The sequence below is a fragment of the Chelatococcus sambhunathii genome (assembly GCF_001418005.1).
Lineage (GTDB): Bacteria > Pseudomonadota > Alphaproteobacteria > Rhizobiales > Beijerinckiaceae > Chelatococcus_A > Chelatococcus_A sambhunathii.
Window position 1 is genome coordinate 33,333 of the sequence record NZ_LIOL01000010.1, and the last position, 25,404, is coordinate 58,736.

Consider the following 25,404-nt stretch of genomic DNA (forward strand, 5'->3'; position numbering starts at 1 on the left):
GACTGGCCTTCTCCGCCCCTGTGGCGCCTTCAGCTCGCAATGTACAGCCCACCGTTGACATGCACAGTCTCGCCGGTGACGAAGGAGGCCCAGTCGGATGAGAGGAAGGCGACGACGCGGGCGACCTCGTCCGGCGTGCCGAGGCGCTTGAGGGGCGTCTCAGCAAGGAGCGCCGGCCCCCGCACCTCCATGAGATGCTGCACCATCGGCCCTTCGATGAGCCCTGGCGAGACGGCGTTGACCCTGACGCGCGGCGCAAGCTCCCGCGCGAGCGAGCGGGAGAAGGTGAGCACGCCGCCCTTGGCGGCGGCATAGTCTGCATGCGCGAGGCTGCCGCGGTGACCGGCCATGGAGGCGATATTGACGACGGCGCCGCCCTCGGCGAGATGCGGCACGGCGGCCCGGCAGGTGTAGAAAACGCCGTCGAGATTGACGGCGAGCGAGCGGCGCCAGTGCTCCTCGTCCATGTCCTTCACAAGCCGCTCCCGGTAGAGGCCGGCGGCAGTGACGACATGATCGATGCGGCCGAAGCGTTCGGCCGTGCGCTGCGCCGCCGCCTCGGCATCCGCCTGCGACGCTGCGTCCTGGCGCAGCACGAGGATGCGGGCACCAGAGGGGTCGAACTCGCCTGCGAAGGCAGCGAGGCCTTCGACGTCGAGGTCGGTCAGGCCGCAACTGGCGCCGAGGGCATGGAAGAGGCGGGCGATGGCGCGGCCGATGGCGCCATTGGCGCCGGTCAGCAGCAGGGTCCGTCCGGTGAAGTCGATGATCGGCGCGCTCATGTCATCAGCCATCCGCCGGCGACGTCGCAGACCTGGCCGGTCACGAAGGCGGCCTTGTCGGAGGTCAGGAAGAGGCACATCCCGGCGACCTCGTCGGGCGTGCCGAGCCTTTGCAGCGGCGTTGCCAGCCGAACGGCTTCGTTGGCCTCCGCGGCCGTGCCGCGCATGAGGGGCGTGTCGATGCGGCCGGGGGCGACGGCATTGACCGTGATGCCGGAGGGGCCGAGTTCGCCGGCCAGATGCTTGGTGAAGCCGATGAGCGCCGCCTTGGTCGCCGCATAATGCACGCCGACGATGTCGCAATAGGTGCGGCCGGCGACGGAGGAGATGCTGACGATGCGCCCGTATCCGGCTTCGCGCATCTGCGGCACGACCGCGCGCGTCACCAGGAAGGCGCCCGTCAGGTTCACGTCGAGCACGCGGCGCCACTCCGCCGCCTGCATCTCCCAGACGAAGGCCTTACCGCCGGCGCTGCCCGATTTTGGCGAGATGCCGGCGTTGTTGACGAGCAGCGTGACGGGACCGAGCGTCTCGGTGCCGTGCCTGACGGCCGCCGCGACCGACGCCTCGTCCGCGACGTCTGCCGCCACGGCGACGGCGCGCCAGCCCCGGGCCATCGCGACCCTGGCCGCTTCTTCTGCGAGCGCCCTGTCGTGGTCGAGATAGATGACGCCGGCGCCTGCGGCCGCATGGGCATCGGCAATGGCGCGGCCGATGCCCCGCCCGGCGCCCGTCACCAGCGCCACTCGACCGGCATGGGAGCCCGCGTCAGTCACGGCGCATCTCCAGCATGATCTTGCCCTGATGGGCGCTCGATTCCATCAGCTCGTGCGCGGCGCGCGTCTCGGCAAGCGGGAAGGTGGCGTGCACGATGGGGCGCACCCTGCCCGCTTCGAGGAGCGGCCACACCTTCGCGCGCAATTCGTCGGCGATCGCCTTCTTGAGCGCGACGGAGCGGGCGCGCAGCGTCGATCCGGTGATGGTTTGGCGTTTCAGCATCAGCGGCATCAGGTCGATCTCGACCTTGCTCGTCTGCAGGAACGCGATCTGCACCAGACGGCCCTCGACGGCGAGGACGCTGAGGTTGCGCGCGATATAGGGGCCACCGACCATGTCGAGCACGACGTCGACGCCGCGCCCGCCGGTGAGCGCCTTGACCTCGGCGACGAAATCCTTTTCGCGGTAGTTGATGGCGGCATCGGCGCCGAGACCGAGGCAGAAGTCGCATTTCTCCTGCGATCCGGCGGTGGCGTAGACAGCGGCGCCGAAGGCCTTGGCGAGCTGGATCGCGGTGGAGCCGATGCCGCTCGAGCCGCCGTGGACGAGCAGCGTCTCGCCCTCCCGGAGCCGCCCGCGGGTGAAGAGGTTATCGTAGACCGTGAAATAGGTCTCCGGCAGGCCGGCCGCCTCGGTCAGAGAGAGCGGCACCGGCACGGGCAGGCACAGCGGGGCGTCGGCCACGCAATATTCCGCATAGCCGCCGCTGATGACGAGGGCGCAGACCTTCTCGCCCGGCCGCGGGCTCGTCACGCCTTCGCCGACGGCGACGACGGTGCCGGCGACCTCGAGCCCCGGGATGTCGGTCGCGCCGGGGGGCGGGGGATAGTTGCCGGCCCGCTGCAGGCAGTCCGGCCGGTTGACGCCGGCCGCCGCCACTTCGATGAGCACCTGTCCGGGGCCGGGTGTCGGGACGGGCGCGGTTTCGACGCGGATCACCTCGGGGCCGCCGGCGCCGTCGAAACGGGCCTGCCGCATGGAAGCGGGAACGGTCATGGACTTTCCTCCGGCTGTGCAACTTGGCCGGCCCGGGAGCGGGCTACCGTCGCATCTAATCATCGTCGTCGTTCGTAGCAATTTGCTACTTGTCAGGCAACTTGGTTATCTCCATTATCCGCGCCGGACCGGGAACAATAAGACCGGCCGCCGGCCCAGGGACTGCCAAGAGGCCGCCTGCCATGGGGCTGCCCGCGCGGCGCCGCCGCGGGGTAGAAGGAGGAAACGATGAAGGTTCTTATCAAGGCGGCGCTGGCCGCCGGCCTGGCGCTGTCCGCAGCGCCGTCTTTCGCTCAGGATGCCGTCAGGATCGGCGCGCTCTATCCTTTCTCCGGCGGCCTTGCCCTGCTCGGCGACGAGAGCTTCCGCGGCCTGGAGCTCGCCATCGAGGAGCGCAACGCCGCCGGCGGCCTCAACGGCCGCAAGATCGAGATGGTGCGGGGCGACGCCGTCGATCCCAACCAGGCGGTGGGCGAGGCGCGGCGCCTCACTTCCGTCGACAAGGTGTCGGTGATCTTCGGCACCTATTCCTCGTCGTTGTCGCTTGCCGCGACCCAGGTCGCCGAACTTGCCGGCGTGCCTTACTTCGAGCTCGGCGCCATTTCCGATCCGATCACCGAGCGCGGCTTCAAGAACGTCTACCGCACCAATCCGACGGCGCGCATCTTCGCCAACCGCATGGTCGATGCGGTGGCCGAGGCGGTGGCGCCGGCGCTCGGCACCGACGCCAAGAGCCTCAAGGTGGCGATCATCCACGAGGATTCGCTCTATGGCCAGACGGTCGCCGGCTACCAGCAGGCGCGCGCCAAGGAGGTGGGGCTCAACCTCGTCGAGACGCTGCCCTATTCGGCGAAGTCGGTCGACCTGACGCCGGTCATCCTGCGCCTCAAGTCGGCCGGGGCCGACGTCGTGCTGCAGACCTCCTACCAGAACGACACGGTGCTCTTCTTCCGCCAGATGAAGGAGCAGGGCTTCAAGCCCAAGGCCGTGATGGGTGCGGGCGGCGGCTATTCCCTCCGTGACACCATGCAGGCGGTGGGCCCCGAGAATATGGAGGGCGCGCTCAATGTCGACTTCACCCAATATCGTACCAATCCCAAGGCCGCTCCCGGCATCGAGGAATTCGTGAAGAAGTACGAGGCAAAATACGGCACGGCGCCGCGCTCCGGCCACAGCCTCGCCAACTACATGGGCGCCAAGGTGCTGCTCGACGCCATGGCCGCCGCCAAGGACCTGACGGCCCCGGCCATCCGCGAGGCGGTGATGGCGGTCGATGTCACCGAGGGCACGACGGCGACCGGCTGGGGCGCCAAGTTCAACGAGGCTGGCCAGAACGAGCGCGCCACACCCTTCCTGATGCAGTGGCAGGGCGGCGAACTCGTCACGGTCTTCCCGGCCGATGCCGCGGTCGCCGAGATAAAGACCGGCATCGGCGCCGAGTAGCGTGCCCGCCCGAACCGGGGCGTGCCTGCCGCGCCCCGGTCAGCAACGAAGAACAATTTTTCGCGGTCGGGAGGCCTCGCGATGGACGTGCTTGTCCAGCTCATCCTCAACGGCATCATGCTCGGCAGCATGTACGCCATCATCAGCGTCGGGCTGACGCTGATCTTCGGCATCGTCAGGGTCGTCAACTTCGCCCATGGCGAATTCCTGATGGTCGGGATGTATGCGGTCTATCTTCTGTCGCTGCATCTTGGCCTGCACCCCTACGTCTCGGCGGTGCCGATGGTGCTCATGCTGTTTGCCGTGGGGGCGCTGGTGCAGCGCTTCATCATCCAGCCGCTTCTCGGGGCCGACGAGCACATCCAGATCTTCGCCACGGTCGGCCTCTCCACCGCGCTCATCAATCTCGCGCTCCTCGTCTTCGGCGCCGATCTCTATTCGGTGCAGGCGCCCGGCGTGCGCCAGCCGCTGTCGATCGGCGGCTACACCGTGCTCCATGCCCAGGTCGTGATGCTCGCGAGCGCGCTCGTGCTCGTCGCCGGTCTGCACCTCTTCATGCAGAGGACGCCGCTCGGCCGCGCCATCCGCGCCACGGCTCAGAACCGCAACGCGGCCCAGCTCATGGGCGTCCGCGTCGACCGCATCTACGTCATCGCCTTCGGCCTCGGGGCCGCCTGCGTCGGCCTTGCGAGCGCGCTCATCTCGCCGCTGTTCCCGGTGACGCCGACCATCGGCACCTATTTCGTGCTGACCGCCTTCGTCGTCGTTGTGCTCGGCGGCATGCGCAGCATGTACGGCGCCTTTCTCGGCGCCATGATCATCGGCATCGTCGACAGCCTGTCCGGCTACTACATCGCGCCCGACCTCAAGGAGGTCGTCTATTTCGCGATCTTCATCCTTATCCTCATCTTCAAGCCGACCGGCCTGTTCGGCTTCGGCCGCGGCACGGAGTGAGCCCATGACCGTAAGAGTCTCGTTGAGCGAAGCTCCCCCTGCCGGCCGTCTCGCCGCGCTCATGGCCTGGCTCGGCAACCCGCGCGTCTACACGTCGCTCGCGGCCCTGTCGCTCATCCTCGTCATTCCGATCGTCGTCGATTCGCCCTTCATCGTGCACGTCTTCGTCACGATCTGCGTCTTCGCCGGCCTGTCGACGGCCTGGAACATCGTCGGCGGGTATGCGGGGCAGTTGTCGCTCGGCCACATGGTGTTCTACGGCATCGGCGCCTATACGACGGCGCTGCTCATCCAGCACTTCGGGCTGACGCCGTGGCTCGGCATGTGGGTCGGCGCCGCCGTCTCCGTCGCGGTCTCGGTTTTCATCGGCTATCCGTGCTTTCGCCTGCGCGGCCCGTTCTTCGCGCTCGCGACCATCGCCTTCCTTGAAGTGGTGCGCCTGCTCGCGATCCATTTCCACGGCTTCACCGGCGGCTCGGCCGGGCTCATCGTGCCGCTCAAGCTCGGCTGGGCGTGGATGATCTTCCAGGACAAGATCAACTATCTCTACATCGCCTTCGGCCTGCTATTGGCAACGCTCGCCGTCTCCTACGCCATCCGCACCTCGCGCCTCGGCTACTGTCTCACCGCCGTGCGCGAGCGCGAGGACGCCGCCTCGGCGGCCGGCATCTCCAATACGGACGTCAAGCTCAAGGCCGTGATGATCTCGGCGGGGCTGACGAGCCTCTTCGGCTCCTTCCACGCCATGTATCTCACCTTTCTCGAGCCGGAGACGATGTTCTCGCTGGCGAACTCCGTGTCGATCGCCATGTTCGCGCTCATCGGCGGGCTCGGCACGGTGGCGGGGCCGCTCCTCGGCACCGTTCTCGTCGTGCCGATCGCCGAGCTCGCGCGCGGCTGGCTCGGCGCTTCCGCCAACGGCCTGCACGGCTTCGTCTACGGTGTCGTGCTCGTGCTCATCACCCTGACGCTGCCGGGGGGCCTCGCCGGCACCTTCGGGCCGCGTGTCACGGCCCTCATCGACAGGCTGCCGGGCCGGCGCGTGGCGCCCGACAGGGAGGCGCCGGCCCTGCGCCACATCGAAGGTACGCCCGGCGAGCCGGTGCTGGAGACGCGCGACCTCGTCATGAAGTTCGGCGGCCTCACGGCGACCGACCATGTGTCGATCACGCTCAGGCGCGGCGAGATCCTCGGCGTCATCGGGCCGAACGGCGCCGGCAAGACGACTTTGTTCAACCAGATCTCCGGCTTCCTGAAGCCGACGTCCGGCACGGTGGTCATCTATGATGCCGAAGGCCGGCCGGTGACGCCGGCGCGGGCGGACGAATATGCCCGCCTCGGCGTCGGCCGCACGTTCCAGATCGTGCAGCCCTTCGGCAAGCTGACGGTGATCGAGAACATCATGATCGGCGCCTTCATGCGCCACACGTCGGTGGACGACGCACGCGCCGCGGCCCTGCGCATCGCGCGGCTCGTCGGCCTCCTCCACGTGAAGGACGTCGAGGCGCGCAACCTGCCCATCGGTGATCTGAAGCGCCTCGAGGTTGCCCGCACCCTCGCCACCGAGCCGTCGATCCTGCTGCTCGACGAGGTCATGGCGGGCCAGAACCAGACCGACACCCAGAAGATGGTGGAGCTCATCCGCACCATCCGGGACACGGGCGTCACGGTCATCGCCATCGAGCACAACATGCAAGCCATCATGAGCCTGTCGGACCGCATCGTCGTCATCGATTCCGGCAAGGTCATCGCGCAGGGCGATCCCCGGGAGGTGGTGCGCAACCGCCGCGTTATCGAGGCCTATCTCGGAGAGGACTTCGTCGATGCTCAAGGTCTCTAATGTCACCGCCGGCTACGGGCGCACCGTCATCCTTCAGGACGTGTCCATCGAAGTCGGGCGCGGCGAGGTGGTCACCATCATCGGCGCCAACGGCGCGGGCAAGACGACGCTGCTGCGCGCCATTTCGGGGCTCGTGAAGCCGAGCGCCGGCCGCATCACGTTCGACGGCACCGACATCGCCGGCATGGCGCCGGCCGACATCGTGGGCCGCGGTCTCATCCAGGTGCCGGAGGCGCGCCAGCTGTTCCCGGTGATGAGCGTGCGCGACAACGTGCTCATGGGCGCCTACCATCCCGCCGCGCGGGCCGGAGCGGACAGGCGCTTCGCCGAGGTGCTCGACCTCTTCCCCCGCATCGGCGAGCGGCTCGACCAGCTCGCCGGCTCCCTGTCGGGCGGGGAGCAGCAGATGGTCGCCATCGCCCGCGGGCTGATGGCCAATCCCAAGCTGCTGATGCTGGACGAGCCGTCCCTCGGCCTCGCGCCAATCATCGTGCAGCAGATGTTCGGCATCGTCGATCGCATCTGCGAGATGGGCACCACCGTGCTCCTCGTCGAGCAGAAGGCGTTCCACGCGCTCAAGATCGCCCATCGCGCCTATGTCATCGAGAACGGCCGCATCGCCATCGAGAACACGGGCGCCGGGTTGCTCGCCGATCCGCACATCAAGACCGCCTATCTCGGCATCTGACAGCCGCGGGAACTCAAGATGAACATCACCGGAACCACCCGGGTCTGGGGCATCCTTGCCGACCCGATCCACCACGTGAAGACGCCGCAGGCGCTCAACCTCATGATGGTGGCGCGCGGCGTCGACGGCGTCATGGTGCCGATGCATGTCGGCGCCGGCGAGCTCGCCGCAGTGGTCGGCGCCATGCGGCACGTGCGCAACTTCGGCGGCTTCGTCGTGACCGTGCCGCACAAGACGGCGATCGCCGCGCTGTGCGACGAAGCCTCCGAGACCGTCCGGCGCGTCGGGGCGGCCAATTGCGTGCGGCGCGAAGCGGACGGCCGGTTCGTCGCCGACATGCTCGACGGCAAGGGCTTCGTCGCCGGCCTCAAGCGCGAGGGCATTGATCCCGAGGGGATGGGCGTCCTCCTCGCCGGCGCCGGCGGCGCGGCGAATGCCATCGCCTTCGCGCTTGCCGAGGCGGGCGTGAAGCGCCTCGCCATCGCCAATCGCACCAAGGCGAAGTCCGATGATCTGGCCGCACGCCTCAGCAAGGCCTTCCCCGCGCTGCCCGTCACGACGGAGCCGGGCGGCGTCGGCGGCTACGCCCTCGTCGTGAACGCGACCTCGCTGGGGCTCAGCGAGGGGGATCCGCTGCCGGTCGATATCGCGGGGCTGACGAGCGGCCAGACGGTGGCGGAGGTCATCATGCAGCCGGCGGAGACGGCGCTCATGGCCGCGGCCCGGGCGCGCGGCTGCCACGTCCATCCCGGCAAGCCGATGCTCGAATGCCAGCTCGACCTGATGGCCGATTTCCTGGGGATGCGCGCATGAGCACGGATCGCTCGCAGGATCTTGCCGGCCGCGTCGCGCTCGTCACCGGCGGCGGCTCCGGCATCGGGCTCGCCATGGTGCGGCTCCTTGCGGCGCGCGGCGCGCGCGTGGCGGTGCTCGACCGCGATGCGGAGGTGGCCGGGGCCCTGCCCGCGGGCGTCACGCTCCACACGGCCAGCGTCGAGGATCCGGACGCCGTGGCGCGGGCCTATGATGCGGTCGAGCAGGCGTTCGGACCGCTCGACATCGTCATCGCCAATGCGGGCGTGTCGCAGAACGGCCCGACGCTGGAGCTCGACCTCGCCGGCTGGCGGCGGGTGATGAGCGTCAATCTCGACGGCGTCTTCGTCACGGCGCACGAGGCGGGCCGGCGCATGGTGCCGCGCGGGCGCGGCGTCATCCTTCTCGTCTCCTCGATGTATGGCGTGGTCGCGGCGCCCGAGCGCCTTGGCTACTGCGTGTCGAAGGCGGGCGTTGCCATGATGGCCAAGGCGCTCGCCATCGAGTGGGCGCGCCACGGCGTGCGCGTCAACGCCATCGCCCCGGGCTACGTGCGCACGCCCTTCCTGGAGGAACTGATCGCGCGGGGCCGGCTCGACCCCGCGGCCATGGAGGTGCGTACGCCCATCGGCCGCCTCATCCGCCCGGACGAGATCGCCCAACTCGCCGCCTTCCTGGCATCGGACGAAGCCTCCGCCATCACCGGCCAGGTCGCAGGCGCCGACGGCGGCTGGACCGCCTACGGGTACATCTAGGGGCTGCCATGGTCACCCGCACGACATTGTCCGCAGTAGCGCCCTGGACGAGGCTCGCCACCGGTCCGGAGGACTGGGATGCGGCCGATCCGGCTCTCCTCGGGACGATGCTGGCGCAGATGCATCTCATTCGCGCCTTCGAGGAGGAGGTGCTGGTGCTCGCGGGCGAAGGGCTGGTGCACGGGCCGGCGCACTCCTCCATCGGCCAAGAGGGCGGGGCAGTCGGCTCCATCGTCGGCCTGCGGCCGAGCGATCAGATCAATGGCTCGCATCGCGGGCATCACCAGTTCCTCGCCAAGGCGCTCGCTTATGCGGCGCCGGGGCTCGATCCGACGGGCGCCCTCCCGGAGACGGTCGACCGGGTTCTCTACCGCACGCTGGCGGAAATCCTTGGGCTCGAGCCCGGCTTCGGCCACGGGCGCGGGGGCTCGATGCACTTGCGCTGGGCCGAGGCCGGGGCCCTTGGCACCAATGCCATCGTCGGCGGCGGGGTGCCGCTCGCGGCCGGTGCCGCCATGGCCCACAAGCTCGCCGGGACCGGCGACATCGCCGTCACCTGCTTCGGCGACGGGGCCATGAACATCGGCGCGACGCTGGAGACCATGAACCTCGCCGCCGCCTGGTCGCTGCCGCTCCTCTTCTTCGTCGAGAACAATTTCTATGCCGTCGCCACCCGTGTCGACGAGGTGACGCGCGAGGCGCGCCTCTCCGGCCGCGCGCCGGGCTTCGGCATTCCCGCCTGGCGCGTCGACGGCATGGACCCGCTCGCGGTCCACCTCGCCACCGAGGAGGCAGCGGCGCTGCTGCGCGCGGGACGCGGCCCAGCGCTCATCGAGGTCGAGGTCTACCGCTATTTCCACCAGAATGGACCCTTCCCGGGCTCGGCCTTCGGCTATCGGCCGAAGGAGGAGGAGGCGGCGTGGCGCGCGCGCGATCCGCTCAAGCGCACCGCCGACGAGATGATCCGCCGCAAGCTCATCGACGAAGCGGCCGTCGCCGATCTCAGGGACCGTTGCGAGGCGCTGATGCGCGACATCGCCGGGCGTCTCGTCGAGCCGGAGGGCAATCGCCGGCGCATCCGCCCCGGCCTGTGGCCGGACAAGGCCTTCGTCGACGTCGGCATCCGTGCGCCCTTGCCGGCCCACCCGCCCGGGCGCCGCGCCGAGGAGGAGGCGCGTGGCCTTGCCATGGCCGAGCGCCGCTTCGTCGATGCCATCGCCGACCTGCTCAACCGCCGTTTCGCCACCGATCCCTCGCTCGTCCTCATGGGTGAGGACGTGCATCGCCTCAAGGGTGGCACCAACGGGGCGACGCGCGGCCTCGCCGATGCCCATCCCGGCCGCGTGCTCGGCACGCCCATCAGCGAGGGTGCCTTCACCGGCCTTGCCGGCGGGCTCGCCATCGACGGGCGCTACCGGCCGATCGTCGAGTTCATGTATCCCGACTTCATGTGGGTCGCGGCCGACCAGGTGTTCAACCAGATCGGCAAGGCGCGCCACATGTTCGGGGACGACACCGACGTGCCGCTCGTCCTGCGCACCAAGATTGCCATGGGCACCGGCTATGGCTCCCAGCATTCGCTCGATCCCGCCGGCGTCTTCGCCACCGCGCCCGGCTGGCGCATCGTGGCGCCGTCGACGCCCTTCGACTACGTGGGGCTGATGAACGCGGCGCTTCTCTGCCGCGATCCCGTCCTCGTCATCGAGCACGTCGATCTCTACCAGATGACGGGCGAGGTGCCGGCGGACGATCTCGACTATCTCGTCCCCCTCGGCCGGGCGCGCATCGTGCGGCCGGGCGCGGAGATGACGGTGCTCACCTATTCCGCCATGGTGCACCGCACGCTGGAGACGGTGGACGCGCTCGGCGTCGACGCGGAGGTCATCGACCTGCGCACGCTCGACCGCTTGAGCCTCGACTGGGAGACGATCGGCGACAGCATCCGCCGCACGCACAACGTTCTCATCGTCGAGCAGGGTGCGCGCGGCACGTCCTACGGCGGCATGCTCGCTGACGAGATTCAGCGCCGCTATCTCGACTGGCTGGACCAGCCGGTGCAGCGGGTGCACGGGCGCGAGGCCTCGCCCACCATCTCCAGGGTGCTGGAGCGTGCCGCCTTCGCCGGGCCGGCCGAGATTGCCGCAGGCCTTGCGCTGACGATGGCCGAGAAGGGAAGGCCGCTCGATGCGGCGGCGCTGGGGGCGCTGGTGTGATGGCGGGCAGGACAGCCGCAGACAGCATGGAGAGCTTCGATTTCGTCATCGTCGGCGGCGGCAATGCCGGCTGCGTCCTCGCCGAGCGGCTGAGTGCTGGAGGGCGGCATAGCGTACTGCTCCTCGAGGCGGGCGGGCGTGACAGCGGCTTCTGGATCCCGATCCCCGCCGGCTTCAGCAAGCTTCTCGTCAATGACGTCTACAACTGGCGCTTCGCCACCGAGCCGGAGGACGGCGTCAAGGGCCGCTCCATCGCCATCCCGCGCGGCAAGGGGCTCGGCGGCTCCACGCTCATCAACGGCATGATCTACGTGCGCGGCCAGCCGCAGGACTACGACACCTGGGCGCAGATGGGCTGCACCGGCTGGGCCTTCGACGATGTCCTGCCCTATTTCCGCAAGCTGGAGGCTTTCGACGGTGCAGCGGACGAGACTCGCGGCCGGGATGGCCCGCTCGCCGTCACGACAGTGACCGAGCGTCCAGCGCTGGCCGAGGCCTTCATCGCGGCGGCGGGGGAAGCCGGCTTTCCGCGCAACCGCGACTATAACGGCCGTGACCAGGAGGGCTTCGGCTATTACCAGGTGAACCAGCGGAATGGCCGCCGGGTCAGCGCGGCCGATGCCTATTTACGCCCGGCCCGCGGCCGGCCGAACCTTGCCGTCCGCACCCATGCGCACGTGCTCAGCGTGGATTTCGACGGCCGCCGCGCCACCGGCGTCACCTATCGCAGCGGTGGCCGTGACGTCAGCGTCAAGGCGCGCGGCGAGGTCATCCTCGCCGCCGGCGCCGTGCAGACGCCGCAGCTGCTCGAGCTCTCGGGCGTCGGCGATCCGACGGTGCTCACCGGGCTCGGCCTGCCGGTGCGGCACGCGCTCGCCGGGGTTGGCGCGAACTACATGGACCACTTCTGCACGCGCATGAACTGGCGCGTGAAGCAGAAGGTGACACTCAACGAGGCGACACGCGGCTACCGCCTCGCGCTCGCCGTCGCGCAATATTTCCTGACGCGAAAGGGCATCCTGACGCTCGGCACCGGCCTTGCGCACGGCTTCGTCAGGACGCGGCCGGAGCTTGCCGGGCCCGACATCCAGTATTTCTTCATGCACGCGAGCTATGCCAATGCGGCCGAGCGCAGGCTCGACCGCGAGCCGGGCATGACCATCGGCGTCACGCAGCTGCGGCCGGAATCGCGCGGCAGCATCCACGCCCGCTCGCCGGATCCGCTCGCGCCGCCCGTGATCCGGCCGAATTTCCTCGCCGCGCAGGTCGACCGCGACTGCATGGTGGAGGGCATGCGCATCGCGCGCCGCATCGTCGAGCAGCCGGCCATGGACGCCTTCCGCGCCCACGAGATGAGCCCCGGGCCCGACTGCCGCAACTATGACGACTGGCTCGATTTCGCGCGCAGCAACGGCCAGACGATCTATCACGCCTGCGGCACCTGCCGGATGGGCACGGACGAGCAGGCGGTCGTCGATCCGCGTCTCAGGGTGCGCGGTCTCCAGGGGCTGCGCGTCGTCGACGCCTCCATCATGCCGACGATCGTCTCCGCCAACACCCAGGCGGCGGTCTTCATGATCGCCGAGAAGGGGGCGGATCTCATCCTTGCGGATGCGGCGCAACATTGGGACGTGGGTAGTGGTTTCAGCACACCGGCGATGGTGTCCAGAATCCCGGCGGGGCCGACCGAGGAAAACGCTGGCCATGGCCGGGGAGCATGACATGCCGCCCGGGCGCTCCTCTGCGAGGCGGTCGATCTCGCCTATGCGAATGTCGTCAAAGGCGGATGGCCCTTCGGTGCCGTCGCCGTGAGGGAAGGCGGCCATTCCTGCCCGATGTGCCTCGCCACCATGCGCCCATCCGGCGTCGGTGCGGTCGTCTATGCCTATACGAACGAGGATGCCGCGCTCCACGGTCTGTCGACTGCGGCGATCGAAGCCGATCTTGCGGGCCCTTCGCCGCGCAGTCGATGACCATCAGCCACGATCCCATCCGCCTCGACGGGCGTCCGGACCTCTATGCGGCCTGGCGTCAGTGGCAGCAGAGCCAGGAACGCCGCGACGGAAGCTGACCGGCGCGCCTGTCTGTGCGGCAACGCGCTTTCCTCCTTCACCCCGTGCGAGTAGAATTGGCACACGATGAGAAGGGGGCTGCGGTGATCGCAAGCATTCTCTCGTTGCCTTTCGCCGGATCGTCATGGTGCCCTCGTCGCTCCGGGCCGGTCCGTTTCGTGACTTTCCTCGGTGCCTTTCTTTTCGTCCTTGCCGCTGGCGTTCTAGCCCTTCCGGCGCAGGCCGATACCCGCCGCGTCGCGCTCGTCATCGGCAATGCACGCTATGACACCCTGCCGGCGCTGAAGAACCCGGCCAACGAGGTCGAGGAGGTGACGACGACGCTGCGGCGCGCAGGCTTCGATGTCATCGCCGGTATCGACCAGGACCGGTTGGCGCTGGAGGAGAGCATCAAGCGCTTCTTCCGCTCTCTCAACGGGGCGGATGTCGGGCTCTTCTACTATTCGGGCCATGCGGTGCAGCTGTCGGGCCGCAACTATGTGGTACCGACCGATGCCACCCTATCGACGGCCTATGACGTGGAGATCCAGACCGTCGATCTTGAGGCGATCCTCGACCAGATGCGGCGTACGGCGAAGACGCAGATCGTCTTTCTGGATGCCTGCCGCAACAATCCCTTCCGGGCCGAGCGCTACTGGGTAGCGGAGAAGCTGCGTCCGGTGGAACAGCGCCAGGGCCTTGCGGACATTCGCCCGGGCATCGGCACTCTCATCTCGTTCTCCACTGAGCCCGGCAACGTCTCCTATGATGGCGAGGGGCCGCTCAGCCCCTTCACGCAGGCCTTCACCTCCCGGGCTCTGACGCCCAACCAGGAAATCCGCTCGCTCCTCACGGACGTGCGCCGCGATGTCATCAAGGCGACCGGCGGCCGGCAGGTGCCTTGGGAGAATTCCTCGCTGACCGACCCGTTCTATTTCATCTCGCGCGACGTGGCACCGGTGGTTGCGCCGATGCAGCACGTCCAGGTTGCCGCCGGCAGCACCATCCGCGTGGGCATCCCCGAGCCGCAGACCTACCAGGAGGCGGACCTCAAGGTTTCCTTCGACCTTTTGCCGGAGCAGGGCCGGATCCTGCTCGACGGCGTGCCCGTCGCCGCTGCTGAGCCCTATCCGGCCTCGGCTCTCGGGCGGATCGTCTACCGCAGCGAGGGGGTCGCGCCCGGTTTTGTCGGCATTCTGGGCTACACGGTATCCAACCGCTTCGAGCAGTCGAGCCGCGGGCTCGTTGCGCTCACCGTGACGGACGCGACCGTCGCGCAGGCCGGAGCGCGCGATACGAAAACCGGGCCGACCCGCTCCGCCGAGGCCGAAGACGGCGCCGTGATGGAGCGCTTCGCCAAGCGCCTCGCGGCGCACAAGGCGCGCGTGCCCATCGGCGTCGGCCCCGTGCCGCTCGGCTTTCCCGCTTTCGAGGCACCGGCCGGTGCGGGCGAGCCCATCGTCTCGGTCGATGCCATTCCGCCCAAGGGTGTGTTGCGGCTCGACGGTAAGACGGTGCTCGCCGGGGCACGCATCGGCGCTTCGAGCCTCGCCCGCCTCGCCTACGAGCCGCAGATCGGCACGCAGGCCCAGGCCTTTTCGCTGACGCTCGGCCTGCCGAGGGCGGCGGGACGCGCGCCCCTGGTGGCGAAGGTCGCCGTCGAGCCCGTGCTGCACGCCTGCGACGTGCTGGCCGGCGAGCCGCTCGACCTTGCCGGCGTTACGGCCGGCGTCCTGCCCAACGAGATCGACGGGCCGAAGGCACTCGCCGCCTGCAACGAGGCGCGCCGCGACTATCCGCAGGTCACGCGCTTCCTCTACCAGCTCGGCCGCGCCCAATTGGCGAGCCGCGAGCGCGACGCGGCCTGGGCGAGCTTCGAGGAGAGCGCGGCGCGCGGCCATGTGCGCGCGCTCTACCAGCTCGGCTATCTCTACACGGTCAATGCCGGCCGGCCGATGGATCGGGCCAGGGCGAACGACTACTACAAGCGCGGCGCCGACCTGGGAGACCCCTACAGCGTCTACAATTACGGCCGGGCGCTCTTCTACGGCCGCGGCCTGCCGCAGGATGTGCCGGGTGGCCTTGCGATGCTGCTCAGGGCAGCCGAGATGGGCCACACCTATGCCATGAACGAGCTCGGCGCCATCTTCCTCTACGGCCGCAACATATCGCCGGACGAGGGCCGGGGCGTCGCGTTCTACCGTGCCGGGGCGGCGCGCAAGGACATCTATTCCTTCAACAATCTCGGCCTTGCCTATCTCGGCGGCACTGGCGTGCCGAAGGACCCGAAGCGGGCCTACGATTTCTTCACGGCCGCCGCCAAGGACGGGCATCCGGCCGCCCCCTACAACATCGGCCGCATGTACCGCGATGGCATCTTCGTGAAGCGGGATGCGGCGGCGGCGGCGCGCTGGTTCGAGCAGGCCGCCGAGCGGGGCGACACCTGGGGCGCATCGGCCCGGGGCGAGCTCGTTCTGGCCAAGCCGACGCCCCGCGACCGGCAGATCGCCGCGCAGTTCTTCGCCCTCGCCGTGGCGCTCGACCGCACCAACGGCAATACGGCGGCGCGGGAGCGCCTCACGCAGCTTCCCGCCGAGGCCAAGACGGCCGCCGCCCGCGAATTCGCCCGCCAGCTCGGGCGCAGCTTCGACGCAGGTGGCGGCGCACTCGACGACACCCTCGTCGCGCTCGCCCGCGACGCCTGGCAGCAACGCAATCCCCGGGTCGATCTCTTCTGACGGAAAGGAAGACGCAGATGTCCCACGGTGCCCCGACGAGCGTCGCTGTGGCGGCGTTATTGCTGATCGGCGCAACCTCCCTTCAGGGGTGCATGACGCAGCCACGCCCCTATGACACGGCGATGGAGCCCCGCACCTCCCGCACGACGACGGCGGCACCGCGTGGAACGCCTACTAGGGCTCGGGTCGTACCAGCCGCCGCACCTAGGCCCCAGTACTTCCCACCACCCGATTCCGGCAACGGTGGTAATGGTGGTGGCGGTGGTGGCGGCGGTGGTGGCTGGGGTTAATGTCCCGTCAGCACGATCTTGGCAGGCGGAACAATAAAGTTACGCGTATCGCGTCCTGGCCGGGCTTGTCCCGGCCATCCACGTCTTGGAGCCTGCGTACTGTTTCCACGTCGTGGATGCCCGCGACGAGCGCGGGCATGACGGCCTTGAGGTATAGGCGGGCGCTCCAGCTCGCCTGATAAGCCGTTGCCGGCCGCTGACGCCGGGCCCTCATGGCAGGGCCCGGCGTAACCTGCTCCTACCGATACCCGTAACTCGGCGAAGTCGGCATGGGCTGGCGCTGCGGCATCGGCTGGCGCGGCATCGGGCGATAGCCGCCGTCGTCGCCGCGCATGCGCGGGGGACGCGGACGGCCCATGCCGCCGAGGATGGCGCCGCCGATGATGTCGACCGCGATGGCCGGGCCGGGGTCATAGCTGCGCACGGGCCGCTCGACCCATACGGGCTCGGCGTAGTCGTCGACCGGCGTGCGGCGCGGCTTGGTCGTGGCCTTCTGCGTCTTCTTCGGTGCCGGCGCGGGCGTCGTCTTGGTCTTCGTGGGCTTGAGCGCGGGTGCCGGCGCGGGACATACGGCCGCCAGCTGCAGCCTTGCGCGTTCCGGCGCGGTGGCGGCGAGACGCGTGGCCGCCTCGGCGTGCGAGGAGCCGGGGAAGAGGCGCAGATAGAGGGCGAAGGCGTCCTTGGTGCCGTCGCGCACGGCCTCGGCCCAGGCCATCTCCTCCTGCCGCAGCGTCAGGATGCGGTGCACGCGCAGCGCCAGCACGTCGTCGGGATGGGCGGCGAGGAACAGGCGGTAGGCGTCCGGCGTGTCCCAGTAGAGGGCGGTGCGGAAGGCCTCCGCCGCGGTGTGCCCGCCGAGCGAGGCGGTCGTGACGTGGGCAGGGCCCGTCGAGCCGGTGGTCTCGACCGTGTCCGCCGCCGTCTGCAGCGATCCTTCGAAAAAGCTGAATGGCGTCGTCAGCGACGAGGTTTCCCAGGGCGTCTGCTGGCCGCCGGTGGTCTCGTAGACGGCGAGGCGCACCTGGCGGAACAGCTGCTCCACCGGCAGGCCCGGCTCGCGCACCAGCTTGAGGAAGGCGGCGGCGAAGGGGCTGTGCTCGCCGCTGCCGTCGGCCGCCGTCGCGCCCGGGGAGGTCGAGAAGGCCACGAGGGTGCCACCCTTCGATTCGATGCGCGCGAGACCTGTCTCGCCCCGCAGGGTGGCGTCGGCGCCATCGAGGAGCGTCAGCGCGAGGCCGCGCGCCCCGGCCGGGTTGACGAAGGGATTGTCGCGGCAGGAATCGAGGATGACGATCTTGGTGCGCGCTTTCGTGGCGTCGAGGCGCTTCAGGATGTCGGTGAGCGAGACCGACTGGCCGGGCACGTCGGCATCGGTGCGGGGCTTGACGTCAATTGGCAAGAGGTAGTTCGTTCCGGCAAGCTGGACGGCATGGCCGGCGTAGAAAACGACGGCTGCCGCATCCTCGCCCGCCGCCTCGACCTTCTTGGCGAAGGCATCGAGCGTCGCCTGGAAGGCGGGCAGGGTGGCGTCAGCGAGATGGACGACGTCGAAGCCCGCCTCCGTCAGGGCATCGCGCGTCGCCGCCGCGTCCCGCATCGGGTTCGGCAGCGCGGGGATCGCCTCGTAGGACGCATTGCCGACGACGAGTGCGACGCGCTTGGCGGCTTCCGCCGGCCATGGGGTGAGGATGACTGCAACGACGGCGGCGGCAAGCCAGTTCATGAGATGGCCCGGCCGCATCGGCCGGGGAGCCACGGCTGGACTGGTCATGGAAATACCCTCCTCAGCCTGCGAGACGGCGTCTCGCGCGCGCACCGGGCATCTCTTCACAGGCGGCAGGCTGTCGGCCTCGTCTCTTCCGGGCGATTTCGCCGCGCAGGCTGCCGCGCCTGCCTGCCGGTGCAGTCCGACGTTAGGCGGGTCTTTCGCCAGCTGCCGTGAGGCGGCGCACATGCCGGCCCGCCGACCGTTCCCGCCGGCTTCCCGTGCCATCAGCCCTCATCGTGCTGTTGCGCACCGCTGCCGGTCTCTTCGTCAGGCATTCTACGCCTGTCTCGACCAGAAGACACGACTTTCACCCCTCCGCCGCACATGGCGGAGGGTTTTCTTTTGCTCGTTCATCAGCGCCAAGCATAGGCGAAGGTGCCTTCTTCGATGAAGACCCGCGCCTCCGCGACCGCTCCCTTGCCAAGGGAACGCTTCAGGAACTCGCGCGAGAGGGCGGGCAGCAGCGTGTTGGTGATGACGTTGTCGATCATGCGCCCGCCGGATTCCGGGTCGCGGCACAAAGCGACGATATGGTCCACCACCTCATCGTCGTAGATGAAGGTGGCGCCGTGGGCCTCGTCGATGCGCCGCGCGATGCGGCCGAGCTGCAGGCGCACGATGCCGGCGAGCACCTCCTGCGACAACGGCAGGTAGGGAATGATAACGATGCGGCCGAGCAGCGCCGCCGGGAACACGCGCAGCAGCTCCGGCCTGAGGGCGGCGGCGAGCGTTTCCGGATCGCCCGCATAGGCCGCGTCCTGCCCGAGCTCCATGATGACATCCGTGCCGACGTTGGAGGTGAGGAGGATGAGGGTGTTGCGGAAGTCGATGCGCCGGCCGGTGCCATCCTCCATCTGGCCCTTGTCGAAGACCTGGAAGAAGATTTCGTGCACGTCCGGGTGGGCCTTTTCGACCTCGTCGAGCAGGATGACGCTATAGGGCTTGCGCCGCACGGCCTCCGTCAGCCGCCCGCCCTCGCCATAGCCGACATAGCCGGGCGGCGCGCCCTTCAGCGTCGAGACCGTGTGCGCTTCCTGGAACTCCGACATGTTGATGGTGATGACGTTCTGCTCGCCGCCGTAGAGCGCCTCGGCGAGCGCCAGCGCCGTCTCCGTCTTGCCGACGCCCGAGGGGCCGCAGAGCATGAAGACGCCGATGGGCTTGTTCGGGTTGTCGAGCCGCGCGCGGCTGGTCTCGATACGCTTGGCGATGATCTCGAGCCCGTGTGACTGGCCGATGACGCGCCGGTTGAGGATGTCCGGCAGCGCCAGCACGGTCTCGATCTCGTCGCGCACCATGCGGCCGACGGGTATGCCCGTCCAGTCCGAGACGACGGAGGCGACGGCCGCCTCGTCGACATGGGCGTAGATCTTGCGCGCCTCGGCTTCCATCGCATCGAGCGCGGCGAATTTCTCCTTGAGCATCGCGCGCGTCGCCTCGGCCTCGGGCTCTGTCTCGGCCTCCGTTTCCCCCTCTCCCTTCGGCGCGGCGAGCTTGTCGCGCAGGGCGTGGATTTCGGCGATGATCGCCTGTTCTGCCTGCCATTCCTCCTCGAGACGGGCGAGCTTTTCGGTGAGCGTGCCGATCTCGGTGTCAATCGCGGCGATGCGGTCCTCATCGGCGCTGCCGAGGTCGCGCTCAGCGACGAGCCCGGCCTTCTCCTTCTCGCGCGCAGCGATGGCAACGCGCGTGTCCTCGATCGTCGCGGGTGTCGTGGTCTGGCTGATGGCGACGCGGGCCGAGGCCGTGTCGAGCAGGCTCACGGCCTTGTCCGGCAATTGCCGGGCGGGGATGTAGCGATGCGACAGCTCGACGGCGGCGACGATGGCCGCGTCCGAGATGCGCACGCCGTGATGCTTCTCCATGGGGGCGAGGATGCCGCGCAGCATGTCGCAGCAGCGCTGAACGTCGGGCTCGTCGATCTGGATCGGCTGGAAACGGCGGGTCAGCGCCGGATCCTTTTCGAAGTATTGCCGATACTCCGCCCAGGTCGTCGCCGCGATGGTGCGCAGCGTGCCGCGGGCCAAGGCGGGCTTCAGCAGATTGGCGGCATCGCCCGTGCCGGCCGCGCCACCGGCACCGATGAGGGTGTGCGCCTCGTCGATGAAGAGGATGATGGGCTGCGGTGAACTCTGCACCTCGTCGATGACCGAGCGCAGGCGCTGCTCGAATTCCCCCTTCATGGAGGCGCCGGCCTGCATCAGGCCGATGTCGAGGGCGCACAGGCGCACGCCGCGCAAGGGCGGCGGCACGTCGTCGGCGGCGATGCGCTGGGCGAAGCCCTCGACCACCGCCGTCTTGCCGACGCCGGCCTCGCCGGTGAGGATCGGGTTGTTCTGGCGCCGGCGCATGAGCACGTCGACGATCTGGCGGATCTCTTCGTCGCGGCCGACGATCGGGTCCATCTCCCCCGCGCGCGCTTTCGCCGTGAGGTCGTGCGAGAAGCGGTCGAGCGCCGTGGTGCCGGCCTGCTCCGCCACGGCTTCCGCCCCCGGCGTACCGGCGGCCCTGAGGCCCGCGCCGTCGAGCGGGCGCAGGTTCTCCTCCTCGGAGCTGGCCCAGATGGCCCGATATTCGCTCGCCAGCTGATCGACCGGGATCTTGCCGAACTCGCGCGAGGCGCTCGTCAGGGCGCGGCGCAGTTCGAGCGACTTCAGCGCGCCGACGAGGATATGGCCCGTGCGGATCTGTGTCTCGCCGAAGAAGAGGGTGGCATAGTGCCAGCCGCGGTCGAGCGCATCGATGACGGCGTTGGACACGCCCGGCATCTCGGTTTCGTTCTTGGCGAAGCCTTCGACGACATGGCCGATGTCGGCGAGCAGCCGGCCCCGTTCAAGGCCGAAATGGTCGATGGTCAGGGTGATGTCGGCCGCGTCGTGCTGCAGGATGTGGAAGAGCCAGTGCGCCAGTTCGACATGGCGGTTTCCGGCGCCCTTGGCCTGGCGGAGGGCCTGGATGAAGGTCTCGTATCCAACGCGGTTCAGCTTGCCGGTGACTGCTTCGAGCGAAATGTCGGCCATGGGGCGCCCCCTTGCTATCGGGCGTTGATGTTGCGGGCGCGCCGCAGACGCTCGGCGGGGTGGAAGCGCGCATCCCGCCGCACCGTTTCGTCGGTCGCCGCCCAATTTGGAGCCATCCAGCTCGTCCAGCCGAGTTCGCCGGAGCGGCCGAGACGTACGGGCTCGACGCGGCCGGCGGGCAGGGCGAGTTCCACGTCCCAGTCGAGCATGTCGCCGAGGACGTGGAAAACCGCATCCGCCAGCATGGCCGAGCGGTCGCCACCGGGCAGGAAGCGGCGATAGTCGGCAAGGCTGTCCGTGAAAAGGTGGACGCGGAACTTGTCCTCGACGCTGAAGACGCTGGCGCCCACGAGTACATCGATGCCGAGGCCGCAGTGTTGCCGGCCAAGATGCGTGCGCTCATCTTTCTGGAAGACGAGGCGCGAGCCGACAAATTCTTCGATCTCCACATCGATGTCGAAGAGGCCGGCGAGGAAGCTGCGCAGCCGCGAAGCCGAGCGCGCCTGGGGCGCAAGGAGCCCGGCGAAGGCGAGCTTCTCGGCATCCGGCACCGTGTCGCGCCCGCGCATATGCGGGGAGGCGATGCCGACGGCCGCGCCGATATAGGCGCCGAAACGGTCGAGGTCGGGCCGGTCGTGCTGGGCGATGGGCCGCGCATCGGCCCAGGCACGGAAGAAGAGCTGCAGAAAGCGGTGGTTGAGGATGTCGAGGAATCGCGGAAAGGCGTCGTCATGCGCCAGGTGCCAGGCGTGCGCCTCCTCGGTCGTGGCAAGCGGCAGGGCGCCCTGCGGGCCGAGCAGGCCGAGGAACTTCACGAAGAGCCGGACACGCTCGCGGCTGTCGCGGTCGGCGCGGGCGAGCGTCGAGGCGGGGAAGTCGAGGTAGGGATCCTCTCCGAGCGCAACGTAGTCGTCGCGGCGGGTGGCGCTGTCGCCGATGCGCGGGCACTCGGGATGGTTGCGCTCGAGATGGCGCAGGACCGTAAAGAAGTCGAAGCGCCAGGGCTCGCGCCGAAGAGCGTCGAGAAAACGGTCCTGAGCCGCGCGGCTGTTTTCTGCGGCCGACAGTTCGACGGCATCGGCCATTGCGGTGCGCGGGTTCTCGTTCACGGCGGGCCCCCGGCGGTCACATCAGCGTCCTCGATCCGGCGCGCGGCGGCCCGCGCAGGATCTCGCCGCGCTCTGTCGAGAAGATCACCGTCTCGGTGAAATGGTTGAGCGTGACATATTCGGTAAAGAAACGGTCGAGCACCGTGCCGAGCAGGAAGGCGCCGCTGCCTTCGAAGGCCTTCTCGTCGAGCGTGACCGTGATTTCGAGCCCGCGTGCGGCACCGGTGCCGGCGCGCGCGCGCAGCCGTCGCACAACCGGCCGGCTGGTCAGCGAACGGATGCCGCGCAGCCTGCGCTCGGTGGTGCTGTCGGAAAGATCCGCGAAGAGCGACAGGATCTCGCGCAGTGCCTCCGCATTCTGGCCTGCGCCGTGGCGGACGAGACCAAGATGGTTGAGGCTGAGCATGTCGATAAGCCGCCAGGCGACCGTGCCGGTCGAGGCGTTCTCGCCGCGGCTCTGCCGGTAGGAAACGACGGGCTCACGCGGCGGCGTCGGTCCGGCGATGCAGAAGACGTCGAGTGCCACGTTGTCGATGAGCCGGAAGTCCGCCCCGCCTTCGCCGATGGGCAAATGCTCCGGCAGGTGGCGGTTGGAGCACAGGGCCCGCACGCTGAGCTCGGCGATGCTCTCCCCGTCGCCTGTTCCGGCCGGCTCGCCGAGCGTGATGAAGACGTCTGTGCCCGTGTAGTCGGATGGTGCGCCCCAGCGGCGCTCTTCGGCGGAGCGGCGACGTGGCAGCCGGCGGATGGTGTAGAAGGGGCCGCCGGGATGGCTGGCCGCGGCGGCAGAATAGAGCGGCCGCACCGGCACCTTCTCGCGCCCGCCCGTGTAATGGGCATGCACCTCCAGGATGCGGTGCGGCTCATAGTCGAGGTTGCGGCTTCGGTCCGGCACGACGTGATATTCATGCTGGTTCGGCCGGACGGGAATGCGCTCCGTCGTCTTCTCGAACAGGTTGATCGCCGGCACCGCATAGAGGGCGAACATGCCCGGCTCCACCGCCGCCGGAAGGCGCGTGTGCGCCTCGTCGAAGGCCAGGAGGAGGTCGAGCGACCTGGCCTTGACCTGCGGCAGCACCTCGGTGAGCCGCTTCACTCGGAAGCCGAGAAACTTGCGGGGGAAGAGGAAATATTCGCGCAGCAGCTCGAAGCCGCGGAAGATCCGCTTGTCCTGAGGCAGGAGCGCCTCGTCCTCGCCGAAGCCGACCGCCTCGAGGATGTCGGCCGGCATCGGTATGACGATGGGGTCCCCATAGGTGTCGAGATAGCGGAAATAGACCCCGGTGCAGTGGCCGAAGATCTGCTCGTAGAGCGCGATCGCGTCCGCCTCCGCGCCGAGGATGTGGATGGGAAGATCCGTCGTGCGGCAGCCGGCGAACCAGCCCGTGGGCTCCTTGGCATCCTTGTCGGCCGGCTCGTCTTCGCGCCGCGCGGCAAGGCGGTGGGAGAGGGTGAGCCGCAGGCCTGCTGCCACGTCGGCCCCGCCGGCAGCGCCGAGCGCCTGAAGGCTCGCGGGATTGGCGATATATTCGGCCGCCGCCACGTCGAAGGGCCATAGCGTTACGTCGGCGGCGAGCCGGTAGCGGCAGGTCACGCGCCGGTCGCGCTCGCGGTAGGTTGCATCGAGATAGGCGCCGCGGCGGATGCGGCTGCCGTCACGCAGGCCCGGGTCGGAATAGGGCGGCACGATCTTCGCCAGCATCGCAGAGGGCGTCGGGGCAAGATAGTTCGGTACGAGCTGCTCGATGAGGTTGTTGGTGAACTCGGGAAACTCGTGCTTGAGTTTCAGCTGCACGCGGGCAGCAAGGAAGGCGGCGCCTTCGAGGAGCCCCGCGACCATCGGGTCCATGCGCTCGGCGACGAGCCCGCCGAGGCGTTCGGCGATGCCGGGATATTCCTCGGCGAATTCGCGCGCATGCTCGCTGAGCACCTGAAGCTCGCGATTGTAGAGCGCGAGAAACTCCCTGTTCATCGGCAGTCCGTTCCTTTCCGGTCGCCCTGTCGCAACCTCAGCGGCGGGCGACGACCACCTTGCCGGTGTCGAGCTCGACGTCGGCGACGAATTCGACGGAAGCGGCCAGGGGCTCGCAACCGAGCGCGGCCGCGATGAGGAAGCGCACGCGCAGCGCCGCGGCATCGACGCTGTCGTCGCGTACGACCGTCAGGGAGTCGCGTGCAAGGCGAGGCTCGAAGCGGGCAAGCGTCTCGGCAATCTCGGCGCCGATGCTGCCGACGGAGAACTCGTCGATCGAGCGGCGCACGAGATCCGGCCGGCCGTAGTTGAGGATCGAGCAACGCACGTGCTCGGCGGCGTCGAGCGGCAGCGAGGACGCGAGATTGACGGTGTTGAGAAGAATCTCGAGGTCGCGGATCACTTCCTGCCTGAGTTTCGGATCGGTGATAGCGAGGCGCGGGGCGCCGCGCCGCCCGGCGACGATGCGCTCACCCGCCTCGTCTCTCAAGTCGAGCTTCTTGCGCGCGTCGCGGGCCGCATGCGCCTCCCGGAATGCGTACATGAGCGGCGGGCGCAGCCTGTCCTTGCTCTTCGGGTTCACCATGGAACCTCACGCATCCTGCCCGGTATCGTCGGAAAGGCGCGGGCGCCGCCATCAAGGCGGCGCTGCCGGCCAGCCGCCGCTCTAGGCCGAGATGTTCTTCTTCGCATCCCACTTGAACTCGACCGGGGCGCCGAGAGAGCCGTCGGCCTTCTGTTCCTTGTAGGTCATCTTAACCTTGGCGAAGTTGAGCGCCAGCTGCTCCATGGGGATGCTCGACTCGGCGCCGTCGTGCCCGGCCGTGTTGATGGAGGAAATGATGATGTCCTCGAACTCGTAGACCAGGTACTCCTCCTGCTTGCCACCCGCCTTCCTCACGGTGAGCTTGCCCTTGGGGATGTGCTCGCCCTTGGCGCATTTGAGATAGAGCGTTGGGCTCGCCTTGTTCATCCTCATGGTGAAGACGATGTCCTGCAACTGCACCTTGCCGGCGCCGGCGCCGCCACCGTAATGGGCGGTGCCCGACTGGCTGGCGCCCCAGGAAAACGACAGAATGTCGATTTCCTCCTTATGCTTGTCGTCGTGCGATTCGCCCTTGATGCCGTCAAGCTTCAGAAAGTAGTCGACTGATGCCATCGTAGGTCTCCAACGGTTATCTGCAGCCCGGCTCGA

17 protein-coding genes and 1 pseudogene are annotated in these 25,404 nt (G+C 68.8%); 9 read left to right on the forward strand and 9 right to left on the reverse strand.

Going from position 1 to position 25,404, the window contains the following annotated elements; all coding sequences use genetic code 11:
* Positions 1 to 29: 29 nt before the first annotated feature.
* Genes ASC46_RS16745 through ASC46_RS16755 form a run of 3 tightly spaced genes read right to left on the reverse strand, consistent with a single transcriptional unit; the run spans position 30 to position 2,555 of the window.
* On the reverse strand, positions 30 to 782 hold the full coding sequence (locus tag ASC46_RS16745; protein ID WP_210166007.1) for an SDR family NAD(P)-dependent oxidoreductase: 753 nt from the start codon (positions 780 to 782) through the stop codon (positions 30 to 32).
* Complete coding sequence (locus ASC46_RS16750; protein ID WP_055460445.1) at positions 779 to 1,558, reverse strand: SDR family oxidoreductase; 780 nt, start codon at positions 1,556 to 1,558, stop codon at positions 779 to 781. Before ASC46_RS16750 ends, ASC46_RS16745 begins: the two co-directional genes overlap by 4 nt.
* Entirely contained in the window at positions 1,551 to 2,555 is a 1,005-nt protein-coding gene (locus ASC46_RS16755) for an NAD(P)H-quinone oxidoreductase (RefSeq protein WP_055460446.1), read from the reverse strand. The genes ASC46_RS16750 and ASC46_RS16755 overlap by 8 nt, the downstream gene beginning before the upstream one ends.
* A 228-nt stretch (positions 2,556 to 2,783) precedes the next feature.
* Here ASC46_RS16755 and ASC46_RS16760 point away from each other — a divergent pair, with 228 nt between their 5' ends.
* The 9 genes and pseudogenes from ASC46_RS16760 (at position 2,784) to ASC46_RS16800 (ending at position 16,050) form a co-directional block, all read left to right on the forward strand.
* Positions 2,784 to 3,998: an ABC transporter substrate-binding protein gene (locus ASC46_RS16760; RefSeq protein ID WP_055460447.1), complete on the forward strand. Its 1,215-nt coding sequence runs from the start codon at positions 2,784 to 2,786 to the stop codon at positions 3,996 to 3,998.
* Between the two features lie 81 nt (positions 3,999 to 4,079).
* On the forward strand, positions 4,080 to 4,952 hold the full coding sequence (locus ASC46_RS16765) for a branched-chain amino acid ABC transporter permease (RefSeq protein ID WP_055460448.1): 873 nt from the start codon (positions 4,080 to 4,082) through the stop codon (positions 4,950 to 4,952).
* Positions 4,953 to 4,956: 4 nt separating this feature from the next.
* Positions 4,957 to 6,792 carry a branched-chain amino acid ABC transporter ATP-binding protein/permease gene (locus tag ASC46_RS16770; RefSeq protein WP_245280598.1) on the forward strand — a complete coding sequence of 612 codons (1,836 nt, stop codon included), beginning with the start codon at positions 4,957 to 4,959 and terminating at the stop codon, positions 6,790 to 6,792.
* A complete protein-coding gene (locus tag ASC46_RS16775; protein ID WP_055460450.1) occupies positions 6,776 to 7,480 on the forward strand; it encodes an ABC transporter ATP-binding protein in 705 nt (234 codons plus the stop codon). The genes ASC46_RS16770 and ASC46_RS16775 overlap by 17 nt, the downstream gene beginning before the upstream one ends.
* A gap of 18 nt (positions 7,481 to 7,498) precedes the next feature.
* The gene (locus ASC46_RS16780; RefSeq protein ID WP_055460451.1) at positions 7,499 to 8,293 is read left to right on the forward strand and encodes a shikimate dehydrogenase family protein; all 795 of its coding nucleotides are present in this window, start codon (positions 7,499 to 7,501) and stop codon (positions 8,291 to 8,293) included.
* Positions 8,290 to 9,048 carry an SDR family NAD(P)-dependent oxidoreductase gene (locus ASC46_RS16785; RefSeq protein WP_055460452.1) on the forward strand — a complete coding sequence of 253 codons (759 nt, stop codon included), beginning with the start codon at positions 8,290 to 8,292 and terminating at the stop codon, positions 9,046 to 9,048. The genes ASC46_RS16780 and ASC46_RS16785 overlap by 4 nt, the downstream gene beginning before the upstream one ends.
* Before the next feature lie 8 nt (positions 9,049 to 9,056).
* On the forward strand, positions 9,057 to 11,261 hold the full coding sequence (locus ASC46_RS16790; RefSeq protein WP_055460453.1) for an alpha-ketoacid dehydrogenase subunit alpha/beta: 2,205 nt from the start codon (positions 9,057 to 9,059) through the stop codon (positions 11,259 to 11,261).
* Positions 11,262 to 11,287: 26 nt separating this feature from the next.
* Positions 11,288 to 12,883 (forward strand): annotated as a pseudogene (locus tag ASC46_RS16795) (GMC family oxidoreductase); the annotation flags it as partial.
* A gap of 608 nt (positions 12,884 to 13,491) precedes the next feature.
* Positions 13,492 to 16,050, forward strand: coding sequence for a caspase family protein (locus ASC46_RS16800; protein WP_055460454.1), 2,559 nt, complete (start codon positions 13,492 to 13,494; stop codon positions 16,048 to 16,050).
* Positions 16,051 to 16,578: 528 nt separating this feature from the next.
* Here the strand turns inward: ASC46_RS16800 and ASC46_RS16810 are convergent.
* The 6 genes from ASC46_RS16810 to ASC46_RS16835 form a co-directional block, all read right to left on the reverse strand.
* Positions 16,579 to 18,111 (reverse strand): caspase family protein, encoded by a 1,533-nt coding sequence (locus ASC46_RS16810; RefSeq protein WP_157672351.1) that lies wholly within the window; start codon positions 18,109 to 18,111, stop codon positions 16,579 to 16,581.
* A 350-nt stretch (positions 18,112 to 18,461) separates the two neighbouring features.
* A complete protein-coding gene (gene tssH / locus ASC46_RS16815) occupies positions 18,462 to 21,128 on the reverse strand; it encodes a type VI secretion system ATPase TssH (protein WP_055460456.1) in 2,667 nt (888 codons plus the stop codon).
* Positions 21,129 to 21,142: 14 nt separating this feature from the next.
* Positions 21,143 to 22,237, reverse strand: coding sequence for a type VI secretion system baseplate subunit TssG (gene tssG, locus ASC46_RS16820; RefSeq protein ID WP_082464884.1), 1,095 nt, complete (start codon positions 22,235 to 22,237; stop codon positions 21,143 to 21,145).
* 16 nt (positions 22,238 to 22,253) lie between these two features.
* A complete protein-coding gene (gene tssF, locus ASC46_RS16825) occupies positions 22,254 to 24,209 on the reverse strand; it encodes a type VI secretion system baseplate subunit TssF (RefSeq protein WP_055460458.1) in 1,956 nt (651 codons plus the stop codon).
* A gap of 37 nt (positions 24,210 to 24,246) precedes the next feature.
* A complete protein-coding gene (locus ASC46_RS16830) occupies positions 24,247 to 24,795 on the reverse strand; it encodes a type VI secretion system baseplate subunit TssE (RefSeq protein WP_245280599.1) in 549 nt (182 codons plus the stop codon).
* Between the two features lie 81 nt (positions 24,796 to 24,876).
* Positions 24,877 to 25,368: an Hcp family type VI secretion system effector gene (locus ASC46_RS16835; protein ID WP_055460459.1), complete on the reverse strand. Its 492-nt coding sequence runs from the start codon at positions 25,366 to 25,368 to the stop codon at positions 24,877 to 24,879.
* Positions 25,369 to 25,404: the final 36 nt, after the last annotated feature.